Here is a 13,192-nt window from a genome sequence, read left to right as displayed (position 1 = left end):
CCTTTATTTTATGTTTTATTCCAGCTGCACGTTTCTCAGCCCGCCAGCGGATCGCTGATCACACCCTTCTTGAACAGGAAATTGGCGTACGGCTGCATTTCGCCGGTCTGCACGATGGCGTAGGCGCCCTTGACGCGTTCGTAGAAGGCGAAGCGCTCGACCGCCTCGCATTGCTCGGGCGTGGCGGCGCCGGTGGCGGCGATCTGCTCGAGCATGGTGCGCTGCAGCGCAGACAGGTAGCCGTCGGCGGTGTTGCATACCTTCATGAAGGCGACCGGCTGGTCGACCATGGCGTCGAGCGGAAACACCGACAGCAGCGCCGCGCTGGCGCGCTGCAGGTCGATGCCGGGCAGGCGCACGAGCGGCTTGCCCTGGCCCAGGGTCTGGCTGGTGAAGTTGGCGTCGACCAGCACAACTTCCTCGCCATGGCCCATTTCGCACAGGATCTTCAGCAATTCCGGGCTGAGCAGCGGATCGATTCCCTTAAGCATGGGCTTCCTCCGGAAAGTCTTCGGCGCTCTTCGCGCCCGTCATCACTGCCACCGTGTCGGACATGCTGATGTGCTTCGGGTTCAGCACGGCGACGCGCTTGCCCAGGCGTTGCACGTGAATGCGGTCGGCGATCTCGAACACGTGCGGCATATTGTGGCTGATCAAAATTACCGGCAGGCCGCGGTCGCGTACATTGCGTATCAGTTCCAGTACCATATTGCCCTCCTTTACGCCGAGTGCGGCGGTTGGTTCATCGAGTATCACGACATGCCTGGCAAACGCCGTGCTGCGCGCCACGGCCACGCCCTGGCGCTGGCCGCCAGACAGGGTGCCGACGGCTTGCTTCATCGAACGGATGCCGATTTTCAGATCGCGCATATGGGCTTCCGCCTCGGCCAGCATCCGCTTCTTGTCGATGCAGCGCAGGAAGCGCGACAACATGCCCTTGCGCAGCAGTTCGCGGCCGAGGAACAGGTTCTCGGCGATCGTCATGGCCGGCGCCACGGCCAGGTCCTGGTACACCGTCTCGATGCCGTAGCGGCGGGCGTCGATCGGGGACTTCAGATGGATCGGCTTGCCGTCGAGCAACATCTCGCCCTCGTCGGGTACGAGGGCGCCCGACAGGGCCTTGATCAGCGAGGACTTGCCGGCGCCGTTGTCGCCGATCACGGCGAGTATTTCACCCGGCAACAAATCAAAATCGGTGCCGTCGAGCGCGGTCACGCTGCCGTAGCGCTTGACCAGGCCGCGGGCCTGGAATACCGGTTGCACATGCGTCGTCATGTTCATCAACCTTTCTTGTGTGTCAGTTGATCGGTGGCCACGGCCAGGATGACCAGGATGCCCGTCACCAGGATCTGGTACACCGAGGACACGCCCATCAAGGTCAGGCCGTTGCGGAACACGCCGACGATCAGCACGCCAACGAGGGTGCCCATGATCGAGCCGCGCCCGCCGAACAGGCTGGTGCCGCCGAGCACGACGGCGGTGATGCTGTCGAGGTTGTCGGTCTGGCCGCCCTGCGGGTCGCCCACGCCCATGCGCGCCACCGACATCAGCGCGGCGATGCCGTAGCACATCCCGGCGATCATGTAGACGCCCAGCAAGACTTTATTCGTGGCGATGCCGGTCAGGCGGGCCGCTTCCGGATTGTTGCCGACGGCGTACAGGTGGCGGCCGGGCGCGGTTTCGCGCAGGTACAGCCAGGTCAGCACATACATGCCCAGCATCAGCACGGTGCCGTAGGTAAAGGTGGCCTGGCCGAGCTGGAAGGTGTTGCCGAAATATCCCATTGCTTCCGGCAGGCCGGTGACCGTCTGGGCCTGCGAGTACAGCTGCGTGACGGCGAAGGCAATGTTCATCGTGCCCAGCGTGACGATAAACGCCGGCAGCTTGACCGAGGTCACCAGCGCGCCGTTGATAAAGCCGATCAGCACGGTGACGGCAATGCCGCACCCGATCGCGAGATAGGGGTTCATGCCGAGGTCGACGGCGAATTTGGTCATGATGACCGAGCCCAGGGCCATGGCCATGCCGCAGGACAGGTCGATGCCGGCGGTCAGGATGATCAGGGTCTGGCCGATGGCGATGATGCCGACGACCATGACTTGCTGCAAGATCAGGGAAAAATTCTGGCTGCTGAGGAAGCGGTCGCTTTGCGACGCAAAGAAGACGCAGGCGGCAAGCAGGGCAATGACCGGGCCCAGTTTAGAGAGCGGCGGCATAAATGTCGGAACGGTGGAACGCATCTGTTATCCATATTCAAGAGGGGAAAAAGGAGGCGCGCAGGCGGCCGCGCGCCGGCAAGGCAGATCGCCTTGCCGAACGTGGCCGCCTGCGTGGATTTATTTACCCCAGCAGGAGTTCAGGCCGAACGCCGTGTCGCGGCTCTCGACGCCCGCTTGCTGCTTGTCGCTGATCAGGGTGACGCCGGTATCGACGTAGCCGCTGGCCTTCTTCCCGTTCTTGGCGTACTCGACGCCGGCTTCGACGCCCAGGCCTGCCATGTTCAGCGGATACTGCTGCGAGGTCGCCGCGATGACGCCGGCCTTGACGTCGCGCACGCCGGCGCAGCCGCCGTCGACCGAAACGATCATCACGTTCTTTTCCTTGCCCAGGGCCTTGAGTGCCTTGTAGGCGCCGGCGGCGGCCGGCTCGTTGATGGTGTACACCAGATTGATGTCGGGATTTTTCTGCAGGCAGTTTTCCATCGCCGTCTGGCCCTTGCCCTGGTCGCCGAAACTGTCGGCCATGCACACCACGTCGGCGGTTTTCGCCGGCCCGACCGTCTTGGCGCTGATGCCCGGCGCGCCAAAGCCAGCCAGGAAACCGTTGTGGCGGGCTATGCCCACCGGATGGCCGGGGAACAAGTCCAGCATGGCGATCTTGACGGGCTTGCCGGCGAAGGCGGCTTTCGCATATTGGCCGATCAGCAAGCCAGCCTTGTAGTTGTCGGTGGCGAACAGCGCATCGGTGGCGTCCTGCGGCTCGGTCGGGCTGTCGAGGGCGATCACCAGCACGCCGGCCGCGCGCGCCTTCTTGATGGCGGGCACGATGGCTTTCGAATCGCTCGGGGTGATCATGATCGCCTTGGCACCGGCGGCCACCATGTTCTCGATCGCCGTCACCTGGCCGGCGTTGTCGCCGTCGGCGCGCCCGGCCGCCGTCAACAGCTTAGCGCCCTTCAGTTTCGCGCGTTGCTGCGCGCCTTCTTTCATCTTCACGAAGAAGGGGTTGGTATCGGTCTTGGTGATCAGGCCGACGATTGCTTCCTCGGCCATGGCGCCGCCGCCGGCTGCCGTCAGGACAGCCAGTGCGATGCATTGTTTGACGTTCATTGTGTTGTCTCCAGAATCTATTTATTTTTTACCGGGAGGCGATTGCCTCGGCCTGGGGGCGGCCGTCAATGCGGTGCCCGAGCCAAATATACGCCCGGCTAATTAATAAATCAAGCGGCTTTATATATTGTGTGTGGTAAAAAAGATCAGCCCATCGCGGCCGGCATGGAGGCCTTTTTGCTGAAAAATAGTATTTGAAAACTCGCCGCTTTTGCAGTGGTGGCAGATGGACTTTGTTTTTATAGTTGGCATACCGGTGGAAAACCGCCGGATTATAAAAATGGAGACGTGTTATGAAAATCATGACTGCTGTTGCATGGGGCACCCTCATGTCCGCCGGGTTTGCAGACGCCTCGGCGCAAAGCTGCTCGGTGCCCGTGATCAAGGTGCTGGCACAAAAAAGCCTGGGCTTGACGGTGATGGAAAAGACCCTCGCCGAGTATGAAAAGAAAAGCGGCACCAAGGTACAAATCAGCTATTTCGGCGAAAACGACCGCCGCTCGAAAGCCCGCCTCGACGCTTCCACCAAGGCCGGCTCCTACCAGATCTATTACATCGACGAAGCCAACGTGGCCGAATTCGCCACGGCCGGTTGGGTCGTCCCCCTGCTTAAATACCTGCCCAAGGACGCCGATTACGACGACTTCCTGCCGGGCCGCCGCGCCGTCGCCTCGTACAAGGGCGTAGCGTATTTCGCGCCCCTGATCGGCGGCAGCGACTTCCTGTTCTACCGCCGCGACCTGCTGGAAAAAGCCGGCATCGCCGTGCCGAAGACGCTCGATGAACTGGTCGCCGCCGTCAAGAAAATGAATAATCCGCCGAATGTGTATGGCTGGGCGGCGCGGGGCCAGCGCGGCTCGGGCATGAATGTGTGGCGCTGGGCGCCGTTTATGCTGGCCGCCGGCGGCAAGTGGGAAAACAATGGCGTGCCGGCCTTCAATTCGCCGCAGGCCGTCAAGGCCACCACCCTGTACCGCGAGCTGTTCAAGTATTCGCCGCCGGGCGGCGCCACCTACGACTGGAGCAATGCGCTCGAAGCGTTCAGGTCGGGCAAGGTGGCGTTCATGATCGAGTCGACGCCGTTTGCCGACTGGATGGAAGACCCGAAAAAATCCTCGGTGGTCGACAAGGTCGGCTATGTGCGCCCGCCAGCGCCGCTGCCATCGGCCGCGTATGGCCACGGCCTGGCCATCTCCGCCACCGGCGCGAAAGATGAATGCACGCGCCAGGCGGCCGGCAAGTTCATCGCCTTCGCCACGGGCAAGGAGCAGGAGCAGGCGCGCCTGAAGGACAACGTCTTCAGCGACTATAACCGCACCAGCACCATCAACAGCGACTACTTCCGCAAGCACGTCAAGCCGCAGATCCAGGCGGGCCTGACGGACACCACGCCCGTCTCGCGCGTCACCATCTGGCCCAGCCCCGAGTGGCCGGACATCGGCGACAACCTGGGCGTAGTTTTGGAGGAAGTGTTTACGGGCACGCGCGGCGACGTGCAAAGCGCGTTGGATGAGGCGAATGAGTATGCGACCGAGGTGGTTTCTCGGGCGAAGAAGCGCAAATAAGCCCCGGGGTCAGTCGCTTCGCGATCGGATTGCGCCCCACTGGTGCGCAATCCCCCGGCGGGTCTGACCCCAGCTCTTGCCTTGGGGCTAAAGCCAGCGCTTGCCCGTTCTCGTTTGAAAGCTGATTCCTATGCCACACTCCATCCATAAAAAACGCCACACCTGGCTGCCGGCCGTCTTCCTGACCTTGCCGCTGCTGGTCCTGCTGATACTGGGCCTGGTGCCCAGTATCGCCGCCATCAACCTGGCCCTGCAAAACCGCGTGCTGCGCTACAGCGACAGCGATTACGTCGGCTTTGCCAATTTTCTCCGCCTGTTCGGCGACCGCCGCTTCCTCAATGCCGTGCAGGTGTCGGCCATCTGGGAAGTGGTGACCGTGGCCGGCTCGCTGATCGTCGGCGTGCTGCTGGCCGTGTTCCTGTTCGAGAAGGTGAAGGGACGCACGCGTGACATCATCGCGCTGCTCTTGATCGTGCCCGTGCTGCTGCCGCGCGTGTCGGCCGCTTTCATCTGGAAGTTCATGTATTCGCCGCTGATGGGCATCCTCAACTGGATGCTCGAATGCGTGGGACTGGGCGGCACGGCCCTGCTGTCCGACCCTGCCACGGCCCTGTACGCGGTGGCGCTGGTCGATATCTGGCAGTGGGGCCTGTTCTTCGGCGCCGTCATCCTGAAGCTGCTGGAAACCCTGCCCGGCGAACCGTTGGAAGCGGCGCGCCTCGACTACGCCAGTACGCTCCAGGTGTATGCCTACATCGCGCTGCCCATGCTGAAGGTGCCCATCATGAGCCTCGTGTTCATCAAGATGGTCGAGTCGCTGCGTTCGTTCGACCTGATCTACGTGATGACCAAGGGCGGCCCCGGCATCTCCACCGAAACCCTGGACATGTACGCGTATGCGCAAGGCATCGGCCTGATGGGCAAGGTGTCGTACGCATCGAGCATGGCCGTGCTGATGATGCTGGCCACGACAGTAATATTCACCCTGCTCTGGAAGCGAGTCGCCAAATGGGAAAACTGACTATCCGGCGTGGCGTGGACCATGCCGCCACCACCGCCATTACCACCGTGATTATCTTGGTGGCGCTGTTCCCCATCCTGTGGGCCGTGCTCAATTCCTTCAAGGAGCTGATGGACATCGTCACGCCCGTGCCGCGCTTTTTCTTCAGCCCGACACTGGCCAACTACAAGCAGGTGCTGGCCAGCCCGGAAGTACTGACGGGGCTGGGCAACAGCGTGGCCATCGTCGGCGTGGCCGTGCTGCTGGGGGCCGTGCTGGGCGTGCCGGCCGCGTATGCGATCGCCCGCTATCCGATTCCCGCCAAGAAGGATATCCAGTTCTTCCTGCTGTCGCTGCGCTTTTTGCCGCCGGTGGCCGTCGCTATTCCCTTGATCTCGATCTGGATCGACCTGGGCCTGTACGACTCGCGCCTGTCGATGGTGGTGACGTATCTGCTGGTGACCCTGTCGACCATCATCTGGCTGTCGATTCCCGCGTTTGCCCGCATCCCGAAAGAGATCGAGGAAGCGGCCGCGCTCGATGGCTACGGCCCTTACCAGGTGTTCTGGTACGTGGCCCTGCCCGTGGCCTCCAAAACCCTGATGGGCGGCATCGTCTTCAGCTTCGTGCTGGTCTGGAATGAACTGATGATCGCGCTGGCGCTCACCTCGTCGAAAAGCATGACCCTGCCCGTGGTGGCGTCGGCATTCACGTCGATGGGCCAGGAAGTGCCGTGGGGCGTGGTGAACGCCTCCACCGTGCTGCTGGCGCTGCCGCCGCTGCTGTTCGTCGGCATCCTGGGACGGCTGCTCAACTCCATGCTCAAACATAAATAAGGAAACCCATCATGCAAGCACTCGTACTGGAACACGCGCATTCCATCACCCTGCGCGACATCGATTTGCCGCTTGCCGTCGGCCCGCGCGACGTGAAAATCAGGATCCATACCGTGGGCATCTGCGGCAGCGATGTGCATTACTTCAAACATGGCAAGATCGGCCCCTTCGCCGTCGAAGCGCCGATGGTGCTCGGCCACGAGGCGTCCGGCGTGGTGGCGGAAGTGGGCGCGGAAGTCACGCACCTGAAGGTGGGCGACCGCGTCTGCATGGAGCCGGGCGTGCCGCAGTTCGATTCGCCGGCCACCATGCGCGGCCTGTACAACCTCGATCCCGCCGTGCGCTTCTGGGCCACGCCGCCCATCCACGGCTGCCTCACGCCGTATGTCGTGCATCCGGCGGCCTTTACCTTCAAGCTGCCCGACAACGTCAGCTTCGGCGAAGGCGCCATCGTCGAACCGCTGGCCATCGGCCTGCAGGCGGCCAAGAAGGCGGCCATCAAGCCGGGCGACGTGGCCGTGGTGATCGGCGCCGGCACCATCGGCGCCATGAATGCGCTGGCTGCGCTGGCGGGCGGCTGCTCGCGCGTGATCCTGGCCGACCTGGTGCCGGAAAAGCTGGCCCTGTTCGCGGACAATCCCGCCGTGACCACGGTCGACGTGCGCCACGCCAGCCTGTTTGATACGGTGCGCGCACTGACGGACGGCTGGGGCGCCGACATCGTTTTCGAGGCCAGCGGCAGCATGCGCGCCTACGACAACATCGTCGACCTGCTGTGCCCGAACGGCTGCCTGGTGCTGGTCGGCATGCCGCCCGAAAATGTCCCTTTCGATATCGTTGCCATCCAGGCGAAGGAAGTGCGCATCGAATCCGTGTTCCGCTACGCGAACATCTTCCCGCGCGCGATCGCTTTGCTCGCCTCGGGCAAGATCGACGTCAAACCCTTCATTTCGCGCACCTTCGGCTTTGCCGACGGCGTGCGGGCGTTCGAGGAAGCGGCCAAGGGCCATCCGCGCGACGTCAAGATCCAGATCGAACTGGCAGGAGACTAACACCATGGCAAACATCGCTTGCAGGCAGTTGCACAAAACCTATGACGAGAAGACGGCCGTGCTGCAGCCGTTCGACCTGGAGATAGCTGACGGCGAATTCATCGTCCTGCTGGGGCCATCGGGCTGCGGCAAGTCGACCTTGCTGCGCATGATCGCGGGCCTGGAAGACATCAGCGGCGGCGAGCTGCACATCGGCGGCGCCATCGTCAACGATTTGCCGCCGCGCGCGCGCAACGTGGCGATGGTGTTCCAGAACTACGCGCTGTATCCGCACATGACGGTGTACGACAACATCGCCTTCGGCCTGCGCCGCCTGAAGGTGCCGAACGACGAGATCGAGCGCCGTGTGCGCGAGGTGGCGGCCATCCTCAGCCTGGACAGCCTGTTGGAACGCAAGCCGCGCGCCATGTCGGGCGGCCAGCAGCAGCGCACGGCCATTGCGCGCGCCATGATCAAGACGCCGCAAGTGTTCCTGTTCGACGAACCGCTGTCGAACCTGGACGCCAAGCTGCGCGCGCAGCTGCGCGCCGACATCAAGCGCCTGCACCGCCGCCTGCGCACCACCACCCTGTACGTCACGCACGACCAGCTGGAAGCCATGACCCTGGCCGACAGGGTGGTGCTGATGAAGGGCGGCCATATCGAGCAGATCGGCACGCCGGCGGAACTGTACAACCATCCGCGCACCCTGTTCGCGGCCGGGTTCATTGGCACCCCTGCCATGAACTTCATCGATGGCGTCGTCGAAAAAGAGAGCGGGCAAACGGTGCTCGTGTGCGCCGGCTACCGCTGGCCATTGATATCGCCCCGCTTTACCGCGCTGGCCGAGGGCACGCGCGTGGTGTTCGGCTTGCGGCCGAATCACTTGCGCGCGGCGCTGCCGCAGGAGCAGGCAGGCACGCATGGCCTGGCGTGCGTGATCGACCTGGTCGAGCTGCTGGGCGCCGAAGCGCTGATCAGCTTCCAGTGCGGCGCCCTGACCTTGTCGGCGCTGCTGCCGGCGAACGCGGCCAACAGCGCGGCGCAGGTGGGCCAGACCCTGGCGCTGGCCTTCGACGAAGAGCACATGCACCTGTTCGACGCCGACAGCGGTCTGGCTTTGGCGCTCAATGCCCAGGTAAGTGGTTAGAATAGCTGGCAACGAGACCGCGCAAGGAACTGCCGTGACGCCTGACCTGGAACTGATCCACAAACCGATCCATGAATCGTTTCGCGCGTGGGCGCACGGCTTTCCGCACACGGTGGCGAAATGGCATTTTCATCCCGAGTACGAACTGCACTTCATCATCACGTCAAACGGCAAATTTTTCATCGGCGACCATATCGGCAGCTACGGGGCGGGCAATCTGATCCTGACGGGGCCGAACCTGCCGCACAACTGGGTCAGCGAACTGCCGGAAGGCGTGGTCTTGCCCGAGCGCGACCTGGTGCTGCAGTTTTCCGGCGACTTCATCGAACGCTGCGCGCTGCTGTTCCCGGAAATGGCGCCCCTGAAAGCCCTGCTGGGCGAGGCTGCCAGGGGCTTGCAATTTCCCGATGCGCTGGGCCTGCGCCTGGTGCCGCTGATGAAGGAATTGACGACGGCGCAGGGCTTGCGCCGGGTCGAACTGTTTACGCGCCTGTTTGGCGAGCTGTGCGACTGCCGCGAGCGGCGGCCCCTGGCCAGCGTCACCTATCTGGCGCAGGCGGGCCGCTACATGTCGTCGACCATCAACCTGGTGCTGGCGTATATCAAGCAAAACATCACGCTCGATTTTTGCGAGCAGGACGTGGCCGACGTGGCGGAAATGAATACCTTGAAATTCACGCGTTTCTTCCGCAAGCATACGGGCACCTCGTTCATTCAATATGTGAACCAGGAGCGCATCGCGCTGGCCTGCGAACTGCTGATGAACACGGACATGAAGGTCACCGATATCTGCTACCGCACGGGCTTCAACAACCTTTCCAATTTCAACCGCCAGTTTTTGGCGCACAAGCACATGTCGCCGTCGAAATTCCGCTCCTGCCTGCTGATGAACATGCCCGATCCATCCGGCGACGGCCATTCTTAACTTTATTCTGGAATCAAATGACTTATCTCGGTATCGATATCGGCACTTCCGAAGTCAAGGCCATCCTCACCGATGACGCGCAAACCATCGTTGCCAGCGCCGGCGTGACCCTGCGCGTGTCCAGCCCCCATCCCGGCTGGTCGGAACAGAATCCCGAAGACTGGTGGCACGCCACCCTGGACGTCATCGCCGCCATCCGCGCCGCCCAGCCGGTGGCGTTTTCCGGATTGCGCGGCATCGCCCTGTCGGGCCAGATGCATGGCGCCACCCTGCTCGACAAGCAGCAGCACGTGCTGCGCGCAGCCATCCTGTGGAACGACACGCGTGCGTTTGCCGAATGCGTGGAACTCGAGGCGCTGGTGCCCGAGTCGCGCGCCATCACGGGCAACCAGGCCATGCCCGGCTTCACGGCGCCCAAGCTGCTGTGGCTGCAAAAATACGAGCCATCGCTGTTCCGCGCCACGGCCAAGGTCTTGCTGCCCAAGGATTACGTGGCCCTGCGCCTGACGGGCGAGTATGTGTCCGACATGTCCGACGCTTCCGGCACCCTGTGGCTGGACGTGGCCAAACGCGACTGGTCCGAGCGCATGCTGGCCGCCACCGGTTTGACGCGCGAGCACATGCCGCGCCTGGTCGAAGGCAGCGCCGCCGCCGCGCAGGTGCGGCCCTCGCTGTGCCAGGAATGGGGCATCGCGCACCCGGTGCTGCTGGCCGGCGGCGCGGGCGACAATGCGGCGGCGGCTGTCGGCCTGGGCGTGGTGGAGCCGGGCGCCGGCCTGCTGTCGCTGGGGACGTCCGGCGTACTGTTCGCCGGCAGCGACGGCTTTGCACCGAATCCCGGCCAAGGCGTGCACGCGTTCTGCCATTGCCTGCCCGAGCGCTGGCACCAGATGAGCGTGATCCTCAGCGCCGCGTCCAGCCTCAGCTGGGTGGCGCGGCTGACGCAGTCGAGCGACATCGGCGAATTGGCCAGCCTGGCGGAAAACGTCGAGGCGCGCACGGCGCCCGTCTTCCTGCCTTACCTGAGCGGCGAACGCACGCCGCATAACGACGCTTGCGCGCGCGGCGTGTTTTTCGGCCTGTCGACGGAACACGGGCGCGCCGAGCTGGCATACAGCGTGATGGAAGGCGTGGCCTTTGCCATGGCCGACGGCAATGCGGCCCTGCGCAGCGCCGGCACACAGCTGGAAGAAGCGTCGTTCGTGGGCGGCGGTTCGCGCAGCCGCTTCTGGGCGCAGCTGTGCGCGAATGCCTCGGGCTTGAACGTGCTGCGCCACGACCACGGCGCGGCTGGCGGCACCATGGGCGCGGCGCGCCTGGCGCAGATGGCCGTGACGGGCTTGCCGCCCGCGCAGGTGTGCACGCGGCCAGCCGCGCAGGAGACAATCGCACCGCAAGCGTCGGCCGTGCTGGACGAACGGCTGGCGCGCTACCGGCGTTTGTATCCGCTGCTGCGCGCGGAGTTTGCGGGAGCGGCTGCGGTGTAGCGCTGAAGCGACCGGCAAGATTGCCGGCCTGACCATGCTGCGAGCGTGTCACTATGGCCAGGCAGTCAACCTTTCCTTGTAATTTGTTGTTTCTATGTTGAAAGTGTTTCTCTAGCGAAAGCGTTGCTTGGTTTTTCATGGGGCGCGCCTCATGATTTCCCCATTTGGTGAGAATTGGATAGTTTTGGCGGCGCCTTTGTTGCCATCCTGTTCTTGCCGCCGGGAGAAACCCATGCAACTCGCGAATCTTAAAATCTCCATCCGCCTCGGTCTGTTGGGCGCCTTCTTCTTTCTTGCGCTGGTGTTCGTCGGTGCGCGTGGCTGGAGCGCGCTCGACGCGGCCAGCGCGCGCAGCGCGGACGCCATGCAGCGTTCCGTGGCCCTGACGGAAGCCGTCGATGCGGCGCGCAGCGCGCAGGTGGAATTCAAGATCCAGGTGCAGGAGTGGAAAAATATTTTGCTGCGCGGCGGCGATGCGGCCGCCTTCCAGCGTTACCGCGAAGCGTTTGTCGCCAGCGGCGCGCAGACGCGCAAGGAATTGAAAAGCCTGCAATCGATGATGGCGGCGCTGGGGCTCGACACGGCGCCCGTGGCGCAGGCGCTGCAGGCGCACGATGCGCTGGGCGTGAGCTACCTGGAGGCCCTGCAAAAATTCGATGGCGCGCGCGCCGACAGCGCCCACGTGGTCGATGCACTGGTCAAGGGCATGGACCGCGAACCGACGCGCCAGATCGATGCCATCGTGACGACCATCGGCAAACAGTCGCACAGCCTGATGGCGCAGATGAAGGAGCAGGACGCGGCCGCGCACCGCAGCGCCAGCATCGCCATGCTGGCCACCGTGCTGGTGACCCTGGTCGTCGGCAGCGTCACCGTGTGGTGGCTGATCCGCAGCATCACGGTGCCGCTGGGCGCGGCTGTCGGCATCGCCCAGCAAGTGGCGGCCGGCGACCTGCGTGCCGTGGTGGCCGATGGCAGCCGCGATGAAATCGGCGATCTGCTGCGAGCCCTGAAAGCGATGAGCGGCAACCTGGCCGCCATCGTGGGACGTGTGCGCACCGGTACGGACGCCATCGCCACGGCCTCGGCGGAAATCGCCAGCGGCAATATGGACCTGTCCTCGCGCACGGAAGAACAAGCCAGCTCGCTGGAAGAAACGGCCGCCTCGATGATCGAGCTGACGTCCACCGTGCGGCAGAATAACGACAACGCCGACCAGGCGCGCCAGCTGGCTGGCGGCGCGTCCGACGTGGCGCAGCGCGGCGGCGCAGCCGTGGCGCAGGTGGTGCAGACCATGAGCCATATCAATGCTTCGTCCAAGCGTATCGTCGACATCATCGCCGTCATCGACGGCATCGCCTTCCAGACGAATATCCTGGCCCTGAATGCGGCTGTGGAAGCGGCGCGCGCGGGCGAACAGGGGCGTGGTTTCGCCGTCGTGGCGACGGAAGTGCGCAGCCTGGCGCACCGCTCGGCCGCGGCGGCCATGGAAATCAAGCAGCTGATCGGCGAATCCGTGCGCACGGTGGAAGAGGGCAGCGTGCTGGCCGGCCAGGCGGGGCGCACGATGGATGACGTGGTGAGCAGCGTGCAGCGCGTAAACGCCATCATCGGCGAGATCGCCGTGGCCAGCGTGGAGCAGCGCGACGGCATCGAGCAGATCAGCATCGCCATCAGCCAGATGGATGGCGTGACGCAGCAGAACGCGGCCCTGGTGGAGCAGGCCGCCGCCGCCGCGGACGCGCTGCAGCAGCAGGCGGCCAGCCTGGCCGACGCCGTCAGCATCTTCAAGCTGCACGGCACGCCCGGCGTGGCCGCAGCGGCGGGCGCCGCCCCGGCCCGGACGCTGTCGCTGGCCTGAAGCGGGCG

12 protein-coding genes are annotated in these 13,192 nt (G+C 64.1%); 8 read left to right on the top strand and 4 right to left on the bottom strand.

Annotated features, from left to right (window positions below; translation table 11 throughout):
* Nucleotides 1–35: 35 nt before the first annotated feature.
* The 4 genes from OPV09_RS24445 to OPV09_RS24430 all read right to left on the bottom strand — a co-directional run bounded on the left by OPV09_RS24445 (nt 36) and on the right by OPV09_RS24430 (nt 3,329).
* Nucleotides 36–491 (bottom strand): RbsD/FucU family protein, encoded by a 456-nt coding sequence (locus tag OPV09_RS24445; protein ID WP_319990857.1) that lies wholly within the window; start codon nt 489–491, stop codon nt 36–38.
* On the bottom strand, nt 484–1,281 hold the full coding sequence (locus tag OPV09_RS24440; protein WP_034747296.1) for an ATP-binding cassette domain-containing protein: 798 nt from the start codon (nt 1,279–1,281) through the stop codon (nt 484–486). The genes OPV09_RS24445 and OPV09_RS24440 overlap by 8 nt, the downstream gene beginning before the upstream one ends.
* Nucleotides 1,281–2,216 (bottom strand): ABC transporter permease, encoded by a 936-nt coding sequence (locus tag OPV09_RS24435; RefSeq protein ID WP_338679587.1) that lies wholly within the window; start codon nt 2,214–2,216, stop codon nt 1,281–1,283. Before OPV09_RS24435 ends, OPV09_RS24440 begins: the two co-directional genes overlap by 1 nt.
* A 120-nt stretch (nt 2,217–2,336) precedes the next feature.
* On the bottom strand, nt 2,337–3,329 hold the full coding sequence (locus tag OPV09_RS24430) for a sugar ABC transporter substrate-binding protein (protein WP_338679586.1): 993 nt from the start codon (nt 3,327–3,329) through the stop codon (nt 2,337–2,339).
* A gap of 293 nt (nt 3,330–3,622) precedes the next feature.
* Here OPV09_RS24430 and OPV09_RS24425 point away from each other — a divergent pair, with 293 nt between their 5' ends.
* The 8 genes from OPV09_RS24425 (at nt 3,623) to OPV09_RS24390 (ending at nt 13,184) form a co-directional block, all read left to right on the top strand.
* Nucleotides 3,623–4,894, top strand: coding sequence for an ABC transporter substrate-binding protein (locus tag OPV09_RS24425; RefSeq protein ID WP_072455567.1), 1,272 nt, complete (start codon nt 3,623–3,625; stop codon nt 4,892–4,894).
* Nucleotides 4,895–5,024: 130 nt separating this feature from the next.
* Nucleotides 5,025–5,915 carry a sugar ABC transporter permease gene (locus OPV09_RS24420; RefSeq protein ID WP_338679585.1) on the top strand — a complete coding sequence of 297 codons (891 nt, stop codon included), beginning with the start codon at nt 5,025–5,027 and terminating at the stop codon, nt 5,913–5,915.
* Nucleotides 5,903–6,730, top strand: coding sequence for a carbohydrate ABC transporter permease (locus OPV09_RS24415; protein WP_338679584.1), 828 nt, complete (start codon nt 5,903–5,905; stop codon nt 6,728–6,730). The genes OPV09_RS24420 and OPV09_RS24415 overlap by 13 nt, the downstream gene beginning before the upstream one ends.
* 11 nt (nt 6,731–6,741) lie before the next feature.
* Nucleotides 6,742–7,782: an NAD(P)-dependent alcohol dehydrogenase gene (locus OPV09_RS24410; RefSeq protein WP_338679583.1), complete on the top strand. Its 1,041-nt coding sequence runs from the start codon at nt 6,742–6,744 to the stop codon at nt 7,780–7,782.
* A gap of 4 nt (nt 7,783–7,786) precedes the next feature.
* Nucleotides 7,787–8,911 (top strand): sn-glycerol-3-phosphate ABC transporter ATP-binding protein UgpC, encoded by a 1,125-nt coding sequence (locus OPV09_RS24405; protein ID WP_338679582.1) that lies wholly within the window; start codon nt 7,787–7,789, stop codon nt 8,909–8,911.
* Nucleotides 8,912–8,945: 34 nt separating this feature from the next.
* Nucleotides 8,946–9,836 (top strand): AraC family transcriptional regulator, encoded by an 891-nt coding sequence (locus OPV09_RS24400; RefSeq protein WP_331776930.1) that lies wholly within the window; start codon nt 8,946–8,948, stop codon nt 9,834–9,836.
* A 17-nt stretch (nt 9,837–9,853) separates the two neighbouring features.
* Entirely contained in the window at nt 9,854–11,323 is a 1,470-nt protein-coding gene (gene xylB, locus OPV09_RS24395; protein WP_072455557.1) for a xylulokinase, read from the top strand.
* A gap of 232 nt (nt 11,324–11,555) precedes the next feature.
* Nucleotides 11,556–13,184: a methyl-accepting chemotaxis protein gene (locus OPV09_RS24390; RefSeq protein ID WP_072455555.1), complete on the top strand. Its 1,629-nt coding sequence runs from the start codon at nt 11,556–11,558 to the stop codon at nt 13,182–13,184.
* Nucleotides 13,185–13,192: the final 8 nt, after the last annotated feature.

The sequence above is a fragment of the Janthinobacterium sp. TB1-E2 genome, from assembly GCF_036885605.1.
Classification (GTDB): domain Bacteria; phylum Pseudomonadota; class Gammaproteobacteria; order Burkholderiales; family Burkholderiaceae_D; genus Janthinobacterium; species Janthinobacterium aestuarii.
The sequence above is the reverse complement of the archived record's forward strand: the minus strand, read 5'-3'. Positions and strand labels throughout refer to the sequence as shown.